Raw genomic sequence first — 20,024 nt, 5'->3', positions numbered from 1 at the left:
GCCCGCGCGCGTACGCGGGCGGCCCGTGGCGTTCAGACCGCCGGCGCCCCGGGCGCCGGGCCGGTCACGTCGACCTCCGCGACGGTGTCGTAGAACGACAGGTACCCCTTGATCTCGGGGACGGCGTCGATCGGGTCGAGATAGGACCACGCCACGTCCGGGTGGGCCGGCGTCCTCGCGTCCCCGCCCTCGCCGCGGTACGACCAGTAGGCGGCCTCGCCCTTGTACGGGCAGGTGGTCCGGGTCTCCGAGGGGTCGAAGAGCGTCAGGTCGACGTCCTCGGGCGGGAGGTAGTAGCGCACGGGCAGACCGGTCTCGTGGACCAGTACGGGCCGGTCGGAGGCGGCGACCGTACGGCCGCCGATCACCACCCGTACGGTCTGTGACCCGCGGACGGCCACGACACGGTGGCCGTTGTCGGTGGGCGGCATCCGGGCTCCTCTCCTGCCGTCAGCCGACGGCGGTCATGGACTGGTACTCCTGCTCGGAGAGGCGGATCGCCGCGCTCGCCATGTTCTCCTCCAGGTGCGCCACCGAGGACGTGCCGGGGATCGGGAGCAGGACGGGGGAGTGGCGCAGCAGCCAGGCGAGCGCGAGCTGGGCGGGAGTGGCGTCGCTCGCCTCGCCGGCCGCCGTCCCGCCTCCGGTCGGCGGAACGTTGTCGGGGGTGGCCAACTGTCCCATGGCGAGCGGGAACCAGGCGATGAACGCCAGGCCGTGGAGTTCGGCGTGGCGCAGGACGTCCTCGTACTTGCGCTCGGCGAGGTTGTAGAGGTTCTGCACGGAGGCGATCGGGGCGACCGTCCGTGCCTTCTCCAGCTCCTCCACCGTGACCTCGGAGAGGCCGATGTGCCGGATCTTGCCCTCCGCGCGGAGCTCGGCGAGCTCGCCGACCTGGTCCTCCAGGGGCACGGCCGGGTCGATCCGGTGGAGCTGGAGCAGGGGTATCGACTCCAGGCCGAGGTGGCGGAGGTTGAGCTCGACCTGCTGGCGCAGGTACTCGGGGCGGCCGATCGGACGCCAGTCGTCGGGCCCGGGGCGGGCGAGGCCGACCTTGGTGGCGATCACCAGGTCGTCCGCGTACGGGTGCAGGGCCTTCTTGATGAGGTGGTCGCTGGTGAAGGGGCCGTAGGCGTCGGCGGTGTCGATGAAGTTCACGCCGAGCTCCACCGCCCGCCGGAGCACCCGGACCGCCTCCGCGGGGTCGGCCGGGTCGCCCCAGATGCCCGGTCCGGTGAGCCGCATGGCGCCGTAGCCGAGCCGGTTGACGCTGAGGTCGCCCCCGATACGGAGGGTGCCGCCCGCCGGGGGCCGCGAGGTGGGCTGAGTCATGTACACAGTGTTCATCATTTGCACTCTGCGAGTCAATTACATGCCGTGAAGGAACCGGGGAGCGGTATTTATGTTTCAACACTGCTAAGATGTCGAGCATGGGACAGGTGACTCAAAGCCGGAGGATGCGCCTGCGCGAGGCGACGACCGCGGAGATCAAGGCGACCGCCCTGGAGCACATGGCCACCAGCGGGACGGCCGCGATCTCCCTGCGGGCCATCGCGCGTGACATGGGGATGACCGCTGGTGCGATCTACAGCTACTTCGACACCCGGGACAATCTGGTCAGCGTCCTGATCGCGGATGTCTACGGCCGCCTGGCCGACACGCTGGAAGCCGCCATCGGGGAGACCCCCAAGGGGGACGCGACCGCGCAGGTGCTCGCGTTCGGGCAGGCCTACCGCAACTGGGCGGTCGGCAACCCGGAGGAGTTCCGCCTCGTGTACGGCGACGCCGTGCCCGACTACCAGCCCCCGGAGGGCGGCGCGGCAGCCGAGGCGGAGCACCGCTCCTGCGCCGTGCTCACCGGCATCGTCGCGGCCGCCTGGCCCAAGGCCCAGCATCTCTACATCGGCAGCGACCACACCTGGTCCGACTTCGACCCGGAGTTCGGCGACCTGATCCGCCGGACCTTCCCCGACCTGCCGCCGGCCGCCGTCGCGCTCTCGCTGCGCGTCTGGGGCCGGATGCACGGCCTGGTGTCCCTGGAGGTCTACGGCCACCTGGCCCCCCAGGTCCGTGACCCCGAGAAGCTCTACCGCGCCGAGCTCATCGACCTGTCCAAGTCCCTCGGCCACGTGCCGACCGGTGAACTGGTGGGCTCCGCGCAGGCGTGACGCGTCGAACGGCCGGCTCCGGCGGTGGTGACCACCCCCGGACCCGGCCGTCACGTCTCTCAGGGACGGTCGGCGCATCCCGCGAGCCAGCGTCGGCCGAGACCCGCGTGGTCCGGCCCCGGACCGCCGGTCAGCCGCCGCCACAGTCCCGCCAGCCGGTGCCCCGCCTCGACGCAGTACACCTCCGCGAGCGCCTCGGCCTCCGCGCACTCGCCCCCGACGCCGTCACCGCCTTCGCGGGGATGCGGGTGCGCGGCCCTCGCGAGCACCGCGTACGCGGCGAACAGCTCCGCCCCGATGCGGCCGAGCAGGATCAGTGTGTGCTCCTTCTCGAAGAGCTCCTCCTGCCGGGGGTGGGCCGCGACCAACTCCCGGCAGGTCGCGTGGAACCGGGCCACCTGCTCCCGCACGGCCGCCAGATGGGCCCGGTTCGCGGCGCTCAGGCCCGCCCCGCCGACGGCGGTGTCGGCCGCCGCGACGGCCCGCTCGTCGCCGCCCGTCGCGTAGTACCGGGTCAGCAGCCGCCGCCCCGCCTGGGCATCCAGCTGGAAGTCCACGTTCCCTGCGATGCGTAGCCCGCGCGCGTCGCGCATCCGGCGCTCCAGCGGAACGGGAGGCGCTCCCCGACGGAGCTTGCTCGGCAGGGTCTCGACGCCCTCCGCCCCGTACAGGGAGACCGTCCGGTCCACGATCCGCCAGGCGGTGCGCACCGCGAGGTTCTTGGCCGTGAGCCGCTCGAACCAGCGGTCCTCGGCGCCGGGGCCTATCAGCCCCCAGCGGATCACGCTGTCCACGGCGTGCACCTCGGCCAGGGTGGCCGCGACAAGACGCTGGATCGCGTCGTACTCGATCAGGGCGCGGCCGTTGACGCTGCGCCGGGCGAGGAACTCCGCGGACCACCGGCGGCAGAGCCGGGCGATGGCGAGAGCCGGGGCGGCGGTGAAGTACAGCTGGCCGTCGAGGAGGACGTCGGCCATGGCCTCGGAGAACCGAGGGTCCTCGGGGGCGCCGCGGACGATGTGCTCCGCCGGCACCTCCACTCCGTCCAGGCGCAGCGCCCCGTTGGGCAGGCCCCGGCTGCCGGCGAACTCGACGGACGACGTCACCGCGAAACCGGCGGCGGACGTCTCCACGAAGCAGACGCACAGCCGGCGCCCCTCCGCCGTGTGCTCGGTGGCGGCGACCGCCAGCAGGTCGGCCACGGGACCGTGCCCGGTGAACACCTTCTCCCCGTGCAGGACATAGGCCGTGCCGTCGGCGGAGCGGGTGGCCGTGGTGCCCGGCCAGGCGTTGTTCTGCCCGGCGGGCTCGGTCAGCGCGAAGCCCGAGACCGCGCCCTCGGCGAGCCGCCCGGCGAGGTGGTCGCGCAGCGGCCCCTCGGGCAGCGCCGGCAGCAGCGCGGGCGCACCGACCCCCGCCTGGACGGCGAGCATCTGCCCCGCGGGCATGCAGAGCCCGGCGGCGTGCTCGACGGCGCGGAAGGTGTTGTACGGCGAAAGGCCCAGGCCGTCCGCCTCCGGTCCGAGGCGCAGCTTCAGGAAGCCGCTCGCCCGCAGGTCGTCGAGGAAGCCGTCCGGGAGCGCCCCGGTCAGATCGACCTGGTCCGGGTCGAGCCGGGCGCGGAGGAACGCGTCGAGCCGGACCCTGGTCGCCTCGCCCGCGGCCCGGTCCGCCGGGTCCTGCTCGGGGAGGGCGGGTGGCTCCGGACCGAGCAGCCCGGACTCCAGGGCGGCGGCGAAGCCGGGGACGGGAGGCGCGGTGACGGCGGGGGCGGCGGTCATCACACCCCCTGCGCGGGCACGAGTTCCACGGGTACGTCGAGCAGCACCGTGTGCTTGTTGTTGGGCGCCCACGTCTCCGGTCCGGCGGGGCGGATCTCCTCGACCCGGTCGAGCAGCGCCTCCAGCGCGAGCCGGATCTCCAGTCGGCCGAAGGCGTCGCCGAGGCAGTAGTGGACGCCGTGACCGAAGGAGAGGTGCGGGTTGGGGTCGCGCCGGATGTCGAACCGGTCCGGGTCCGGGAACACGGTCTCGTCGCGGTTGGCGGACGGCCACCACAGGGTCACCTTGTCACCGGCGCGCAGGCGCGTGCCGTGCAGTTCCACGTCCTGGGTGAGGGTGCGCCGGTTGTAGGGGTTCGCCGGCAGCCAGCGGAGCACCTCCTCGACCGCGGTCGGCAGCAGGGCGCGGTCCTTGCGCAACTCCCGCCACTGGTCGGGGTGGTGGGCGAAGGCGAGCAGGCCGCCGGCGATGGTGTTGCGCGGCTGCTCGAAACCGCTGACGAGCAGGACGCTGGCGTTGGTCTCCCGCTCCATCTCGGTGAGCGCGGGCTGGCCGCTGTCGGCGGGCAGTTCGCCGTTGGCGAGGACCGAGCCCAGATCGTCCGCGGGCAGTGCTCTCTTCCGTTCGAGGAGCGAGGTGAAATAGGAGCGCAGATTCTGGTAGACGGCCCGGGACCCGTCGTCGACCCGTCCGGTCCTGCGGTGGGTGAATCCGAGGACCGCGTGCACCCATTCCGTGAGTGCGGGCCAGTCCTCGCGCGGTACCCCGAGGAGAAGCGCGACCGAGCGCAGCGAGAAGGGTTCGGTGAAGTCGTCGACGAGGTTCACCCGGCCGCGGGCGACCGCCTCGTCGGCCAGGTCGGCGGCGGTGGCGCGGAGTTCGGGCTCGAGTTCCGTCACGGCGGTCGCCAGGGCCGGGCCGAGCAGGTGCTTGAACACGTCGTGCCGCGGGTTGTCCATCATGGCCAGCACGCTGCCGGTGAGGCCGCCGCCGAAGGGCAGGTCCTCCAGGTGGGAGCCGCCGCCGGCGCGGCCGCCGCCGCCCTGGGACGAGAAGACCGGGTCCACCGAGGCCGCCGCTATGTCCGCGTGCCGGGTCAGCACCCAGAAGCTCTCGCCGTCCGGGAGGGTACCGGCGGGGTGACGGAGCACGGGTGCCTCGCGACGGAGCCGCGCGAACAGCCCGTACGGAATCCCGCGGGCGAATCCGGCATGGTCCGTGAGGTCGAACCCTTCGAGGATCTCAGGGAATTCCATGGAATTATTCCGGTCGCTGCTATTGCTCATCCGAACCTCGTGTCAGGGAGTTTTCGGTGCGATACTCTGCAATTTCCCCGGGAAAAGTAGTGGTCCCCGCCCCCTAGTGCCAACCCCAGATTTTGTGGGGTACCCCTGTATGGGCGGGCGCGGTGAGAGGGGTTGGCCCTAGGGGGAGGTCGCAAGTAATTTCCGGATCCCAGCAGACGGTCCTCAATCGAGTGGGATGTGGAAAATGACCGAGGCGTCGACCGCAAAAATCCCGGATGTCATCACGTACGACCCCGAAGCCGCTCGGCGGGCGCTCCCCTTCGACCCGTTCGACCCCGATTTCCATGACGACCCGTTTCCGTACCACCGGAAGACGAGGGAGGAGTCCGGCCGGGCCTTCCGTACGCCGGGCGGGATCGTGGCCGTGTACGGCTACGAGGAGGCCGCGGCGGTGATGAAGGACCCCCGGTTCGGCTGGGGGGTGAACCCGATGGTGGCCGACCAGTTCGTGGAGAACCCCGCGAGCGGGGAGTCCGGCCGCATCCTCATGTTCATGGACCCGCCGGACCACACCCGGATCCGCGGCCTGGTGTCCAAGGCGTTCACGCCGAAAATGATCGCCGACCTGCGCCCCAAGGCGGCACGGTACGCCGAGGAGCTCCTCGACCAGGCGCTGGCGGAGCACCCCGACGGCCGGGTCGACCTCCAGCAGGCGCTGTCCCGGCCGCTGCCGGCCCGGGTCCTCAGCGACATGATGGCGATACCCGAGCACTACCACCCGCTGTTCTTCGCCAACACCATGGAGAGCGGGCGAGGCCTCGACCCGGGCTTCACGCTGACCGACGAGCAGAAGACCGGCCGCAACGGCGCCCGTGACGTCTTCATCAACGCGGGCATCGAGATGGTGGCCGCCCGGCGCGAGGCGCCCGGCGACGACCTCATCAGCGAACTGGCCCGTGCGGAGCAGGAGGGTGACCGGCTGTCCGAGTGGGAGCTGGCCATGCTGCTGATGAACCTGCTGGCCGCCGGGTTCGGTGCCACGGCCGCACTCATCGGCAACCAGGTCTACAACCTGCTGTCCCACCCGGCGCAGTTCGCGTGGCTGCGCAAGAACCCGGAGCGGGTGCCGGCGGCCGTCGAGGAACTGCTGCGCTACGACTCCACGCTGGCGATGGTGACCCGGACCGCCCTGGAGGACGCGGACGTGGCCGGCATCCCGGTGCGGACCGGCGAATACGTGGCGGTGATGATGGCCGCCGCCAACCGGGACCCCGAGGCCTTCGACGACCCGGAGCGGCTCGACATCACCCGGGAGCAGACCCGCAACCTCGGGTTCGGGCACGGCATCCACTTCTGTGTCGCGGCGCCGATCGCGCGCATGATCGGGCAGGAGGCGCTCGCCGCCCTGATCCGGCGCGACGTACGCCTGGACGAGGGCCGGTCGGTCGAGCGCTGGCCCGGCGTCTCGCTGCGGGTCATCGGTGAACTGCCGGTCGTCCTCGGGCCCGTGAGCGACGCCGACCCCGCCTGACCTGCCCGACGGCGCCGGTACGGCGTCTCCCCCCGCTCGATCGCCGGCCCTGGACCGCGCACACGGTCCGGGGCCGGTCCGCGTGCTCGCCCCCCGGGACCGGCCGAGGGCATACCGGTTCCGCTTGACAGTGAACGCTGTGGCAGTACCATCTCCCATGCGAACTCTGAACACCGCTCAGTAAACGAACGACATGTAGAGAGCGCCTCGCCGTTCTCCTTTGCAGAAGGGCTCCAATCCAGTGGAAGGTTCCGTTAGCTCGCATCAGCGGTCCGGCCTGAGGCTTGCGCTGCTGGCGTTGGCCCAGTTCATCATCGCCGTGGACTACAACATCGTGTTCGTGGCGCTGCCGGACATCGGCAAGGACCTGGACTTCTCCCCGCAGACCCTCCAGTGGGTCGTCAGCTCCTACGCCGTGGCCTTCGGCGGCTTCCTGCTCTTCGGCGGACGGGCCGCGGACCGGCTCGGCCCCCGCCGGGTCTTCGTCGCGGCGCTGGTCCTCTTCGGCGTCTCGGCTCTGGTCGGCGGCCTCGCCACCTCGGCGGAGCTCCTGGTCGCCGCACGCGCCGTGCAGGGCCTCGGCGGCGCCCTGCTCTTCCCCGCGACGCTCACCCTGATCGTCACCAGCTTCGAGGAGGGCCCCCCGCGCAACAAGGCGCTCGCGGTCTGGGGCGCCACCGGCAGCGGCGGCCTGGCCGCGGGTGCGCTGCTCGGCGGCGTGCTCACCCAGTGGCTCGGCTGGGAGTGGGTCTTCTTCTTCATGGTCCCGCTGGCCGTCGTCGCGCTCCTCGGCGTCCCCGCCCTGCTCGCTCCCGACGCCCCGCGCACAGGCGCCCGTCAGGGCTTCGACGTCCCGGGTGCCCTGGTCGTCACCATCGGCGCCACGCTCGTCGTGTTCGGCCTGGTCAGCGGCCCCGAGTCCGGCTGGACCACGCCCCGGGTGCTCGGCTCGCTGATCGTCGGCCTGCTCCTCGTCGCCTCGTTCTTCCTCATCGAGGCCAAGACCAAGGCCCCGCTCGCCCCGCTGCGCATGTTCCGCAACCGCACCCTCGTGACCTCGATGATGGTGGCGTTCCTGCACATGAGCGCCCTGAGCGGTGGCTACTACCTGTTCACCACCTACATCCAGAACATCCTCGACTTCAACGCGCTCCAGGCCGGCCTCGCCTTCCTCCCGCTGGGCCTGCTGGCGATGCTCGCCGGCGGCAAGATCGCGGCCACCATGCTCAACAGGACCGGACTGCGCGGAACCCTCTCCCTCGGCATGCTCATCTACGCGATCGGCATGGCCGCGATGGCCGCGGGCATGGTCGCCGGCGGCACCTACTGGGCGGTCCTGCCCGGCGTCGCCATCTACGGCTTCGGCGGCGGCCTGGCGTTCACCTCCATCTTCGCCACCGCCGGTTCCGGGGTGGACCCGGCCGAACAGGGCGTGGCCTCGGCGCTCGCCTCCACATCCCAGCAGATCGGTGCCGCCGTCGGCCTCGCCGTCATCCTGGTCATCGCCAACTCCGGCCTCGACCTGACCGCCGGCGCTCCGGCCCCGGCCGACGGCGACGTCATCTCCGGCCTGCGGGTGGCCGGCTGGGTCACCGCGGCCGCCGCGCTCCTCGGCGCCGTGGCCGCGCTCAACCTGCGCAAGGCTCCCGCCGCGGCCCCCGCCCCGGCCGAAGAGCCCTCCGGGGTGCGCGTCTCCTGACGCCCGCCCTCCCGGACTCGGGACCCGCGGCCGGCAATCCCCCGTACCGGCCGCGGGTCCCGATCGCAGAGAGCCCCGTGGCCCCTCGCCGAACACGGCGAGGGGCCACGGGGCTCAGGGCTGTCCGGGGTGGTGGGGCCCCCTGGGCGGGCCGCGATCCGCGGCCACGCGCCGGGAGGCCGACTCCCCGGGCTCAGGAGGCGCGGCGGGTCGTGATCACCGGTCCGCCCTCGCCGTTCACGGCGAGGGCCAGGTCACTGCGCCGCTTGATCCCGAGCTTCCGGTACACGCGGGTGAGGTGCTGCTCGACGGTGCTGACGGTGACGAAGAGCTTGGCCGCGATCTGGCGGTTGCTGTGGCCGCGGACGGCCAGGGCCACCACCCGCATCTCCGCGTCGCTCAGCACGCCGACCAGCTTCTCCCCACCGGTCACCACGGCGGCCAGCTCCTGAGGTCTTCGCCCCCCTTCCGGCGGTGTCCGGGCAGGTAGCGGCACGCCGGACCGCTCGGCGAGCTGACGGGCCCTGCGCAGCGCCATCCGGCCCTTGCTGTACTGCCCGGTGTCGAGGTGGCACCGACTCAACGCGCTGAACGTGTACGCGAGTTCCAGCGTGTTGCCGCACTTCTGCGCGGCCTCCAGGGCCTGCCCCAGGAGCTTGATCCGCTCTTGCGGGGGTGCGGTGGCCGCGAGTGTCCGCAGGGTCAGGGAGCGCGCCTCGTGGTGCCCCGGTCCCACCAGGACCGACTGCTCGGCGGCCAGTTCCCGGGCGCGCGCCAGCTCGCCGCGTGCCAGGTGGGCCCGTGCCACGTCGGTGCGCCAGGGCAGCAGGGCCGGGACGTCCATCTGCCAGCGGGTGGCCAGTTCACCGACGGCGGCGAAGTCGTCCAGGGCCGCCTGCGACTGGCCGCTCGCGAGCAGCGCGTTGCCGCGGGCACGGAGGTAGCAGGCCCCGAGCAGGGTCTGGAACATGGCCTCGGGCGGCTCCACCTGGAGCTGGGCCAGCGCCCGGTCGTGCGAGCCCAGGACGGTGTACGCCTCCAGGGTGACCGTCAGCGGCAGCCCGATGTGGATGCCCCAGCCGGCGGCCGGCATCTCGGCGAGGGCCCGCTCGGCCAGCCGCGCGGCCTCGGCCGGGTCACCCCGGTGCAGGGCCAGCGACGCCCGCAGGCTCTCGAAGAGCGCCTGCCAGATGGGTGCGGACCGGCTCCGGGCCGCGGCGGAGAGCGAGTCGATCCACTGTTCGGCCGAGTCGTGGACCCCGTTGAAGATCAGCGTGCTGACCGCGAGCACCAGAGGGATCAGCGTGTCGTCGTCCAACCGGTGGCTGACCAGCGCCTGTTCCGCGCACAGGGCGGAGAGCGGCCCGGGGCCGTCCCGCAGTACGCGCTCCAGTTCGACGAGCGTCTGGCCCCGGGTGGCGGCCGGCGGGACGTACGACTCGCCGGCCGCCGCCGTGGTGTCGCCCTCCTCCTCCGCCATGGCCGGATACAGCAGGACGAGGGTGGTCCGGCACCTCCGCAGGGTGGCCGACGCCTCCGCGTCCTGGCGCAGCCGGGCGTGCCGCTCCATCTGCTCCAGGAGATCCAGGGCCGCGCGCGGGCGGCCGAACCAGAGCAGCGCGTCCACCGGCGCCGCCACATGACGCCCCGTCAGCAGGCCGCAGCGGGCCGCCTCCAGGAGGGACGGCAGTCGACGGGCCGCGGTCCGCGGATCGGACCGCCACTCGGTGCGGAAGAGCATCGCCGTCGTGGCGGTGAAGTGCTCCTTGCTGCGGTCGTACCGGTACGCGACGGAGAGGCAGTCGGTCGCGAGTGTGGTGTCGCCCGTCGAGAGGCCCTCCTGCGCGGCCTCCAGCAGGACGGCGGCGGCGCAGTCGTTGTCGATCTGGCTCGCGGCGACGAGGTGGTGCGCGACCGCCGTCACCGGAGCGCCGTTCTTGAAGAGCAGGGTCCCGATCCGGGTGTGCAGTTCGGCACGCGCCTCGGGGGTCATGTCGTGCAGGACGGCGGTGCGCGCGTCGGGGTGGCGCCAGGCGCCGTCGCTGAGCAGACCCGTCTCCTCCAGCGTGCCGAGCGCCAGGTTCAGGGACTGCGGGTGGGTGCCCGGGAGTTGGACGAGCAGCGGCACGTACCGCGGGTCGTGCAGGACGGCCATGATCCGCGCGATCGTCCGTACCGAGGTGGCGCAGCGGTAGAGGCAGCCGAGGACGGCCTGCTCGAAGAGGGTGCCCGCGGACAGTGCCGGGGCGGGCCCCCGCGTCGTCGCCGCGATGCTGTCCTCGACCAGGCCGCGGACGAGGAACGGATTGCCGCCGGTGGCGGCGAGGCACTCCGTACCCAGGGCCTGGGCCGCGCCCGCGCCGAGGCGCGCCGCGAGCAGGGCGCGCACCCCGTCGAGGGAGAGGGGCGGCAGCCGCACGCGGTGGCAGACCGGCTCCGGGGGAAGCTCCGCGCGTAGCAGGGTGCTGGAACGGCGGGGGGAGGGGAGTTCGTTGAGGACGAGGAGGAGCGGCGTCGCGCGCAGCCGACGGGTGAGCGAGGACAGACACAGCAGGGACGGGGTGTCCGCGTACTCGACGTCGTCGACGCTGATGAGCAGCGGCCGCTCGACGTACTTGACGAGGTCGTGCAGGGCCGTGCCCATCTGGTGGAAGAGCCGCGGCGGGATGGCGACGGCGTCCTGCACGTTGGCTGCGTCGGCGCTCAGGGCCCGGTCGAGCAGATGGGCCACGTGACCGGCGGCCGCGGGCGGCAGCTCCACGCCCCGGAACAGCTGGGCGAGGACGCCGAAGGGCACGTACCGCTCCATGCGGGAGGCGGTCGCGGAGAGGTGCACCACGCCGGCGAGCCCGGCCTCCTCGGCGAGGGCGGCGAGGAGTTCGGTCTTGCCGTGCCCGGCCGCCCCGCTCACGACCGCGATCCTGCTGTTCCCTCCCAGGGCTTCGCCGAGGAGGCGCCGCATGACCGATAACTGTTCCTCACGCTCGCATATGAGGTGGGGATGGGGCGGGGGAGTGAGCTCGTCCAGAACGACCGACGCTGTTCTTGGAGGCATTCTTTCGACTCCGCTTCGTATTCAGCTGTATCGGAGAAGGGGTGCGCCAGACGTGTCGAACGATTGATCCGCTGGCGAGCTCTGCCCAGTAAAACCCGGTCTCCCGAGCACGGCAACCAACGTCCACGGCGGAGGTACAGGCTCCGATTGGCCGCTGAATACAAGGGAGTCCGTCGTGCCTGGGGGATCACGGCCGAGGGGCCGGAATATTCGACGGCGGGGAGGGGTCCGTGAAACGCGTCACATTCGCTCGTGGTGGGCTGTCGGGCCGTCCATCGGGGTGGGCGCGTACGGATGACGTACGGAGATCGGCCACCAGGGGCCGGTGATGTGGTTCATGACGAGACGATTCCGCTGGATGGCGCCCCACGCACCGCATTTTTTCGGCCGGAAATCAGACTTTAACCTGGCTGTTCCGAACGCTCCGATGATGCTGACAAAACCCCCATGCGGCCACACCGGGCGCCCTCCGCGCCGAACGCCGGGCAGAGCGCCACCCCTTGACGCGCGCCGGCATTCTGTGGACCGAAAAAAGAACGCCCGCCCTGTGCGGCCGCCGCCGCGGCGGCGGTCCCTGCCGGTGCCGGCGCCCGGGGCGAGACGCGCCGAGGGCCCGTACGTGTCGGGGGACGCGTACGGGCCCTCGGTCGTGTCCGGAGGCGGTGCGAGGCGTCGGATGGCTACTCGACGACGAGCTCGACCTGGATGTTGCCGCGGGTGGCCTTGGAGTACGGGCAGAACGCGTGGGTCTTCTCCAGCAGCGAGAGGCCCGGCTCGCCCTGGAGGTGGTCCGGGAACTCGGCGCGCATGACGACCGCGAGGCCGAAGCCGCCGTCCGTCTCGTCCTTGCCGATGGAGACCTCGGCGGTGATCGAGGCGTCCGTGATGTCGATCTTCTCCTGGCGTGCCACGACACCCATCGCGCTGGCGAAGCAGGCCGCGTACCCGGCGGCGAAGAGCTGCTCGGGGTTGGTGCCCCGGCCGTCGCCGCCGAGCGCCTGGGGGTGGGCGAGGGGGAGGTCGATGTGGCCGTCGGAGCTGACGGCGCGGCCCTCGCGGCCGTTGGCGGTGGCGACGGCGGTGTAGATCGCGTTCATGGAGGTCCTCGTTTTCCGGTCCGTGCTCGGTCGGTGTCTGCGGTAAACCGTAGCGTGCAATTCAATTGCGCACAACTCAATCGTCCGTGAGGTGGTCCCGTACCCTGGAGCCATGGAGACGCTCGACACGACCCCCGACACGGACCGGGCGAACCCGGAGGCGGACTTCCTCCGGCTCGACCACCAGATCTGCTTCTCGCTGCACGCCGCGACCCGCGCCTTCAACGGCGTCTACCGGACCGCGCTCAAGGAGCTCGGGCTCACCTACCCCCAGTACCTGGTGATGCTGGTGCTCTGGGAGCACGGCGAGCTGCCGGTCAAGCGGATCGGCGAGCACCTGCGCCTCGACTCCGGGACGCTGTCGCCGCTGCTCAAGCGGCTGGAGGCGGCCGGCTACGTCGAGCGGCGGCGCAGCCCCGAGGATGAGCGCTCGGTGACCGCGCGCCCCACCGAGGCGGGCGTCGCGTTGCGGGAGCAGGCCCTGGGAGTGCCGATGCGGATCGCCACGGCGACCGGCCTGGACCTGGAGGAGATCCGAGGCCTGCGCGCCCAGCTCACCGAGCTGGCCGCCCGCCTCGACGCGGCCGACCCGGAGGCGCTGGGAGGCCCGGGGCGGCACCAGGCGTAGACGATCCGCCGGGGTGCGGGAGTCGTCGGGGTGCGGGGGCCGTCGGCGTGCGGGAGTCGTCGGGGTGCGGGGGCCGTCGGCGTGCGGGAGTCGTCGGGGTGCGGGAGTCGTCGGGGTGCGCGAGCGTGGCGGGGAAGCCCGAACGCCCACCACCGCCCGCACCGAACGGAAGTCCGATGGAGTACGTCACCCTGAACAACGGCGTCCGGATGCCGATCCTCGGCTTCGGCGTCTACCAGATCCCGCCGGAGCAGACCGAGGAGGCCGTCACCGACGCCCTCGCCGTCGGATACCGGCTGCTCGACACGGCAGCCGCCTACGGCAACGAGGAAGCCGTCGGCCGCGCGATCAGCAGGAGCGGCATCGCGCGCGAGGAGCTGTTCGTCACCACCAAGCTCTGGATCCAGGACGCCCCCGCGCAGGAGAACGCCGAGCGCGCCTTCGAGGCGTCCCTGTCCAAACTCGGCCTCGACCATGTCGACCTGTATCTGATGCACCAGCCCTACGGCGACGTCTACGGCCAGTGGCGTGCGATGGAGAAGGCGCACCGCGAGGGCCGGGCCCGGGCGATCGGCGTCGCCAACTTCTATCCCGACCGGCTCCTCGACCTCCTCCTCCACAACGAGGTCACGCCCGCGGTCGACCAGATCGAGACCCACCCGTTCTTCCAGCGCGTCGCCGACCAGGAGCTCATGCGCGAGCACGGGGTCCAGATCCAGTCGTGGGGCGGGTTCGCCGAGGGCCGCAACGACCTCTTCGGCCAGCCCCTGCTCAGCCGGATCGGCGCCGAACACGGCAAGTCCGTGGCCCAGGTGGTCCTGCGCTGGCTGATCCAGCGCGGTGTCGTCGCGATCCCCAAGTCGGTCCGCGCCGCGCGGATGGCGGAGAACTTCGCCGTCTTCGACTTCGAACTCGCCGACGACGAGATGGCGGCCATCGCCGGTCTCGACACCGACCGCTCGCTCTTCTTCGACCACCGGGACCCGGCCGCCGTCGGCAGGCTGGGCACGGTCCGGGTGGACGCCTGACGGCACGCGGGCGAGACGCGGACGGCCCCCTCGGCACGGGAGGGGGCCGTTCCGAGGGCGGCGCGTCGCCCGGCGCGTGCTGGTAAGGACCGAACCGCACCCCAGTCCTATACTCACCCCCATGTCCTCCCTCACCGTCCGGCGCGCCACCGCCGACGACTCGCGTCGTCTCAGTCACCTCGTGCGGAAGTCCCGTGCCTACCGGGGTGACTACGCCGCCATGGTCGACGGCTACACCGTCGGAGGGTCCTACATCGAGCACCACCCCGTCTTCGTCGCCGTCGACGCCGACGAGCGCGTGCTCGGGTTCTACGCCCTCCTGCTCGACGAGGCCGAGCTCGATCTCGCCTTCGTCGCCGACGCCGCGCAGGGGCGGGGCGTCGGCCGGGTGCTCATGGACCACATGCGGGAGCAGGCGCGGGCCGCCGGGCTCGGGGCCGTGCGGGTCGTCGCGCATCCGCCCGCCGAGGAGTTCTACCTGCGGACCGGCGCCCGTCGCACCGGCACCGTCGAGCCCGCCGGGCGGATCCACTGGGCGCGCCCCGAGCTCCGGTACGACATCGCGTGAGCGCCACCGACAAGACCCACGAGGCCGAACCCGGCGAGCGGGCCGCACAGAGCGAGCAGACCGAACGGACCGAGCGGCGCCGCGTCTTCGCCGACCTCACCCCGCTCCGTACGTCCGCGCACTACCGTCGCCTCTGGTTCGGCAACACCGTCTCCTGGGTCGGCCAGGGCATGACCGCGCTCGCGGTCTCCCTCCAGGTGTACGAGATCACCCGCTCGCCGTTCTCCGTCGGGCTCGTCGGGCTGTTCTCGCTCGTGCCCCTGATCGTCTTCGGGCTCTACGGCGGCGCCATCGCCGACACCGTCGACCGCCGCAGGCTCGGGCTCGCCTCCGCCACCGGCTCCGCCGTGCTGTCCGCCGCCCTCGCCACCGCCGCGTTCGCCGGCTTCCACCGGGTCTGGTTCCTGTACGCGATCGTGGCCCTGCAGTCGGTCTGCGGCGCGCTCAACTCGCCCGCCAGGACCTCGATGATCCCGCGCCTGCTGCCGCCCGAGCAGCTGCGCGCCGCCAACGCGCTCAACTCGATGACCACGACCTTCGGCACCCTCGTCGGCCCGAGCCTCGGCGGCCTCATCGTCGGCTTCGCCGGCTTCCAGACCGCGTACCTCATCGACGCCGTCGCCTTCTCCGCCGCGCTCTACGCGATGTGGCGACTACCCTCCATGCTCCCCGAGCGGACCGGCACGGCCAAGCGCGCCTCCGTCCTCGACGGACTCCGCTTCCTCGCCACCCGGCCCAATCTGCGCATGACGTTCTTCTCGGACTTCTGCGCGATGATCCTCGCCCACCCCCGCGCCCTGTTCCCCGTCGTCGCCGTCCTCTGGTACGACGGCGACGCCACCACCACCGGTCTGCTCGCCGCCGCGCCCGCCGCCGGAGCGCTCCTCGGCGGGGTCGTCAGCGGCTGGCAGGGGCGTATCCGCCACCACGGGCAGGCGATCCTGATCGCCGTCGCCTGCTGGGGCACCGCCATCGCCGTCTTCGGCCTCACCCGCGAACTCTGGCTCGGGCTGCTCCTGCTCGCGCTCGCCGGGTACTCCGACACCGTCTCCATGATCTTCCGCAACACGATGATGCAGGTCGCCGCCCCGGACGAGATGCGCGGGCGGCTCCAGGGCGTCTTCATCGTCGTGGTCGCGGGCGGGCCCCGACTCGGTGACTTCCTCGCAGGGTCCGTCGCCGATCTGACCTCTCCGGCCGTCGCCGTCACCGGCGGCGGCCTCGCCTGTGTGCTGGCGATCGGTGTTCTCGCGCTGTTCGCGCGCGGTTTCCGCCGATACGACGCGCTCGACCCGACTGCCTGAGATGGCGGTTGGCCGCCACGGCACATAGTCGCCAGGCCGTTCCGTATTCACTGACCTGACGGTCGGAACAGACTCCTCGCGGGCCCGGAACCACCCCTTCCCCCGGGTGCCGAGGAGTGCGTCGATGATCAGACCTTCCGCAGGAGGAAGGGCCGGACTGCTCGCCGCCGGCATCTCCCTGGTCCTGCTCACGGCAGGGCAGACCGCCGCCGCCGGAGGGGCCGGCGACCCCGCCGTACCCGACACGTTCACGAACGCCGGCGCGCGGAGCGCCACCGTCACCCTCGTCACCGGCGACCGGGTCACCGTCACCGAGCTGGGCGGTGGGAAGAAGACCGTCACGGTCGACCGGGTCGAGGGCGCCACCGGCGCCGTACGCAGCGAGATCTCCGGCGGCCGGGTCACCGTCGTTCCCGACGAGGCCCGCCCCTACCTGGACTCGGGCGTCCTGGACGAGCGGCTCTTCGACGTCAGCGGCCTCATCGAGCAGGGCATCACCGACGATCTGCCGCTGATCGTCACGCACGGCGCCGGCAAGGACGCCCGCGCCGCCGCACCGCGCGGCACCACGACCGTCCGCGCCCTGCCCAGCATCGGCGGCGCGGCGGTGGAGGCGACCGACCCGGCCGCGTTCTGGCGCGCGTTCACCTCGCCCGCCACCCGCTCGACGGGCGGCAAGGTCTGGCTCGACGGCCGCGTCGAGGCCGCCATGGCCGAGTCCAACGCCCAGATCGGTACCCCGAAGGCGTGGGAGGCCGGGCTCACCGGCAAGGGCGTGAAGGTCGCCGTCCTCGACACCGGGGCCGACCTCGGCCACCCCGACCTCAAGGACCGGGTCGGCGAGTCCAGGTCCTTCATCGAGGGCCAGGAGGTCGCCGACCGCGACGGCCACGGCACGCACGTCACCTCGACCGTCGGCGGCAGCGGCGCCGGTTCCGACGGCACGGAGAAGGGCGTCGCGCCCGGCGCGACCCTCGCCGTCGGCAAGGTCCTCAGCGACGAGGGGTCCGGCAGCGAGTCGCAGATCATCGCCGGCATGGAGTGGGCCGCCAAGGACATCGACGCGAAGATCGTCTCGATGAGCCTCGGTTCGACCGAACCCAGCGACGGCACCGACCCGATGGCGCAGGCGGTCGACACCCTGAGCGCCGAGACCGGCGCGCTCTTCGTCATCGCCGCCGGCAACAGCGGCGCCCCCGGCTCCATCGGCTCGCCCGGCGCCGCCGACTCCGCCCTGACCGTCGGCGCCGTCGACTCCGCCGACCAGGCCGCGTACTTCACCAGCCAGGGACCCCGCCACGGCGACCAGGCCCTCAAGCCGGACCTCTCCGCGCCCGGCGTCGACATCCTCGCCGCCCGCTCGCAACTGGCCACCGGCAGCGGCCTCTACACCTCCATGAGCGGTACGTCGATGGCGACCCCGCACGTCGCGGGCGTCGCCGCCCTGCTCGCCGAGAAGCACCCCGACTGGACCGGCGCGCAGCTCAAGGACGCGCTGATGTCCTCGTCGAAGACGCTCCCCGACTCCGCCTACGCGCTCGGCGCCGGACGGGTCGACGTGGCCGCCGCGATCGGCGCGGACGTCACCGCGACCGGCTCCGCCGACCTCGGCTTCTTCGCGTGGCCGTACGAGGGGAACGAGCCGGTCACCCAGGCCGTCACGTACACCAACCACTCCGACGCCGATGTGCGGTTGAGCCTGGCCGTCGAGGGGATGCCCGCGGGCGTGGTCACGCTCGCCGACACCACCCTCACGGTCCCCGCCCACGGCACCGCGCGGACCGCGGTGACCGGTGACGGCGGCAAGGCCCCGGTCGGCGCGGCCTCCGGCCGGATCATCGCCTCCGCCGCCGGAGCCCCCGTCGCGCACACCGCGCTCGGCCTGGTGAAGGAGGAGGAGCGCTACACGCTCACCGTCCACGTCAAGGACCGGGACGGCGCACCCACGGCCGCGGCCCTCGGAGTGGCGAAGCTGGCCGAGGGCGAGGAGGCGTTCCCGGCGACCGTCGGCGACTCCGGCACGCTCGAACTGCGCCTGAGCCCCGGCACGTACACCGTCTCCTCCTTCCTCGACGTCCGCGGCTCGCACGGCGAGGACTCCCTCGGTCTCGGCTTCCTGACCGACCCGGAGATCGTCCTCGACCGCGACCGCGAGATCACCCTCGACGGCCGCCGGCTGAAGGAGATCAGGGCCGAGGTCGAGCAGCGGACCGAGACCCGTCAGCTCCTCATGGAGTTCGACCGGCAGGCGAACGGGGCCTCCTACGGCGGCGCCGTCCAGCTGCCGATCGCGTACGACTCGATCTTCGCCGCCCCCACCCGCAGGCCCGCCACCGGCACCTTCGAGTACCGGACCGTGTGGCGCCTGGGCAAGCCGCTCCTGGAGGCGAGCGCGGGCGGCGTCCGGCTCTCCGGCGCCACGCCGCAGCCGGGCACGGCGCTGCTCGAAGGCGGCTCGCGGCTCGGGCTCGTCGACGTCGGCACCGGCACGGCCGCCGAGTACGCGGGCAGGAACGTCAGGGGCAAGGCCGTCCTGGTCCGCGCCGGAGCGCTGACGCCCGTCGCCGTCGCCCAGCTCGCCCAGGACGCGGGCGCCGCCCTCCTCTTCGTCACGGACGACGCACCCGGCCGCCTCAACACCTGGTTCGGTACGGCGGAGTTCGAGGACCGGCCGCTGGCCGTCGCGACCGTGAACGCGGCCGACGGCGCCCGGCTCGCCGAGGCCGCAGCGCGGAAGAAGACCGCCGACGTGACCGGGACGCGCTTCACGCCGTACGTCTACGACCTGTCCGAGGGGCACCCCGGCGCGATCCCGTCCGACCTGGTCTTCCGGCCCGACGAGGACGAACTCGCCACCGTACGCTCCACGTTCCACAACCCCACCGGCCGCACCGAGCTCGGCGGCGAGTTCCGCTACTCGATCACCGACACCTTCCCGGTGGGCTTCGGCTTCAAGGAGTACACCTCCTTCCCGGCCGAGCGCACCGAGTACGTCTCCACCGGTCGCGGCCAGGGCTGGCACGAGTCGGTCGACCTCGGGGACTCGCTCGAACAGCGCGGCGGGATCCTCACCTACCGGGGCGACAGCACGACCCACCGCGACTGGTTCAAGCCGGTCTGGCACCCGTGGCTGGGCACCGGGCTCGGCTGGGGCCAGCAGCGCGCGGGCAACGACCTGCAGTTCAACACCCCCGGCTGGGGCGACTCCGGCCCCGACCACACCGGCTTCGGCAACGTGTGGGGCGACGACTCGATGACCCAGTTCACCGAGGTGTACGTGAACGGGACCCGGGTCGACCGCAGGCAGAGCTCGGGCGCCTACGCCTGGGACTCCCCGGCCGAGGAGGCCGTGTACAAGGTCGTCACCGACACCACGCTGGATCCGGCGCGCTGGCGGCTGTCGACCAAGGGCCACACCGAGTGGACGTTCCGCTCGAAGGAGACCCCCGCCGACCGCGCGACCGTCCTCCCGCTCATCAACCTCGGCTTCGACGTCGACACCGACCTCAAGGGCGACGTGCGCGGCGGGCACCGGCTGTCGGTCGGGATCTCGGCGGAGTACGTGCGGGGCGCGGCCGGCACCGGCCGGATCGGCGGCGGCACGCTGGACGTCTCCTACGACGACGGCAGGACCTGGCAGAAGGTCACGCTCGGGACGTCGTGGCACGGCACGTCCTGGACGGGTGAGCTGCGGGTGCCGCGCGGCGCCGCGTACATCTCGCTCCGGGCGGGCGCCACCGACGACCGGGGCGGCGCGGTCACGCAGGAGATCATCCGGGCGGTGGGCGTGCGGTGACCCCCGGGCACGGCGGGGCGCCGAGCGCGGCGCCCGCGCTCCCCGCCGTGCCTCGGATGGGCCACGTTGTGCCCCGAACGCCCGTCAGCGTTTGCCGCTGTCCTATGCCGTGGTCAGGCTCC

Annotated in this window: 14 protein-coding genes; 8 read left to right on the top strand and 6 right to left on the bottom strand. The window is 72.5% G+C overall.

Features of this window, described 5'->3' with window-relative positions:
• Window positions 1–32 precede the first annotated feature (32 nt).
• Window positions 33–431 carry a DUF427 domain-containing protein gene (locus tag ACIPPS_RS18860; protein ID WP_401433051.1) on the bottom strand — a complete coding sequence of 133 codons (399 nt, stop codon included), beginning with the start codon at window positions 429–431 and terminating at the stop codon, window positions 33–35.
• Between the two features lie 19 nt (window positions 432–450).
• A complete protein-coding gene (locus tag ACIPPS_RS18855) occupies window positions 451–1,332 on the bottom strand; it encodes an aldo/keto reductase (RefSeq protein ID WP_401433048.1) in 882 nt (293 codons plus the stop codon).
• A gap of 98 nt (window positions 1,333–1,430) precedes the next feature.
• Between ACIPPS_RS18855 and ACIPPS_RS18850 the strand changes: the two genes are divergently transcribed.
• Window positions 1,431–2,168 carry a TetR/AcrR family transcriptional regulator gene (locus ACIPPS_RS18850; RefSeq protein WP_401433046.1) on the top strand — a complete coding sequence of 246 codons (738 nt, stop codon included), beginning with the start codon at window positions 1,431–1,433 and terminating at the stop codon, window positions 2,166–2,168.
• 59 nt (window positions 2,169–2,227) lie between these two features.
• Here the strand turns inward: ACIPPS_RS18850 and ACIPPS_RS18845 are convergent, their stop codons facing one another.
• Together ACIPPS_RS18845 and ACIPPS_RS18840 are read right to left on the bottom strand one after the other, a co-directional pair.
• Complete coding sequence (locus tag ACIPPS_RS18845; RefSeq protein ID WP_401433044.1) at window positions 2,228–3,949, bottom strand: acyl-CoA dehydrogenase family protein; 1,722 nt, start codon at window positions 3,947–3,949, stop codon at window positions 2,228–2,230.
• Complete coding sequence (locus ACIPPS_RS18840; RefSeq protein ID WP_401433041.1) at window positions 3,949–5,205, bottom strand: cytochrome P450; 1,257 nt, start codon at window positions 5,203–5,205, stop codon at window positions 3,949–3,951. The genes ACIPPS_RS18845 and ACIPPS_RS18840 overlap by 1 nt, the downstream gene beginning before the upstream one ends.
• Window positions 5,206–5,440: 235 nt before the next feature.
• On the opposite strand from ACIPPS_RS18840, the gene ACIPPS_RS18835 reads away from it, so the two are divergent.
• Entirely contained in the window at window positions 5,441–6,727 is a 1,287-nt protein-coding gene (locus ACIPPS_RS18835; protein WP_401433038.1) for a cytochrome P450, read from the top strand.
• Between the two features lie 298 nt (window positions 6,728–7,025).
• Complete coding sequence (locus ACIPPS_RS18830) at window positions 7,026–8,426, top strand: MFS transporter (protein ID WP_401433035.1); 1,401 nt, start codon at window positions 7,026–7,028, stop codon at window positions 8,424–8,426.
• A 193-nt stretch (window positions 8,427–8,619) separates the two neighbouring features.
• On the opposite strand, the gene ACIPPS_RS18825 is transcribed toward ACIPPS_RS18830, so the two are convergent.
• Window positions 8,620–11,481, bottom strand: coding sequence for an AAA family ATPase (locus ACIPPS_RS18825; RefSeq protein ID WP_401433033.1), 2,862 nt, complete (start codon window positions 11,479–11,481; stop codon window positions 8,620–8,622).
• Between the two features lie 680 nt (window positions 11,482–12,161).
• Window positions 12,162–12,578: an organic hydroperoxide resistance protein gene (locus tag ACIPPS_RS18820; RefSeq protein WP_401433030.1), complete on the bottom strand. Its 417-nt coding sequence runs from the start codon at window positions 12,576–12,578 to the stop codon at window positions 12,162–12,164.
• A 112-nt stretch (window positions 12,579–12,690) separates the two neighbouring features.
• Between ACIPPS_RS18820 and ACIPPS_RS18815 the strand changes: the two genes are divergently transcribed.
• The 5 genes from ACIPPS_RS18815 (at window position 12,691) to ACIPPS_RS18795 (ending at window position 19,902) form a co-directional block, all read left to right on the top strand.
• The gene (locus tag ACIPPS_RS18815) at window positions 12,691–13,206 is read left to right on the top strand and encodes a MarR family winged helix-turn-helix transcriptional regulator (protein ID WP_401433027.1); all 516 of its coding nucleotides are present in this window, start codon (window positions 12,691–12,693) and stop codon (window positions 13,204–13,206) included.
• A gap of 176 nt (window positions 13,207–13,382) precedes the next feature.
• Window positions 13,383–14,234: an aldo/keto reductase gene (locus ACIPPS_RS18810; protein ID WP_401433024.1), complete on the top strand. Its 852-nt coding sequence runs from the start codon at window positions 13,383–13,385 to the stop codon at window positions 14,232–14,234.
• Window positions 14,235–14,355: 121 nt separating this feature from the next.
• The gene (locus ACIPPS_RS18805) at window positions 14,356–14,802 is read left to right on the top strand and encodes a GNAT family N-acetyltransferase (protein WP_401433021.1); all 447 of its coding nucleotides are present in this window, start codon (window positions 14,356–14,358) and stop codon (window positions 14,800–14,802) included.
• Window positions 14,799–16,106 (top strand): MFS transporter, encoded by a 1,308-nt coding sequence (locus ACIPPS_RS18800; protein WP_401433019.1) that lies wholly within the window; start codon window positions 14,799–14,801, stop codon window positions 16,104–16,106. The genes ACIPPS_RS18805 and ACIPPS_RS18800 overlap by 4 nt, the downstream gene beginning before the upstream one ends.
• 124 nt (window positions 16,107–16,230) lie before the next feature.
• Window positions 16,231–19,902 (top strand): S8 family serine peptidase, encoded by a 3,672-nt coding sequence (locus tag ACIPPS_RS18795; protein WP_401433017.1) that lies wholly within the window; start codon window positions 16,231–16,233, stop codon window positions 19,900–19,902.
• Window positions 19,903–20,024 lie beyond the last annotated feature (122 nt).

This window comes from Streptomyces sp. NPDC090127, from assembly GCF_044746945.1.
Taxonomy (GTDB): Bacteria; Actinomycetota; Actinomycetes; order Streptomycetales; family Streptomycetaceae; genus Streptomyces.
This window is presented reverse-complemented; position numbering and strand designations above follow the sequence as displayed.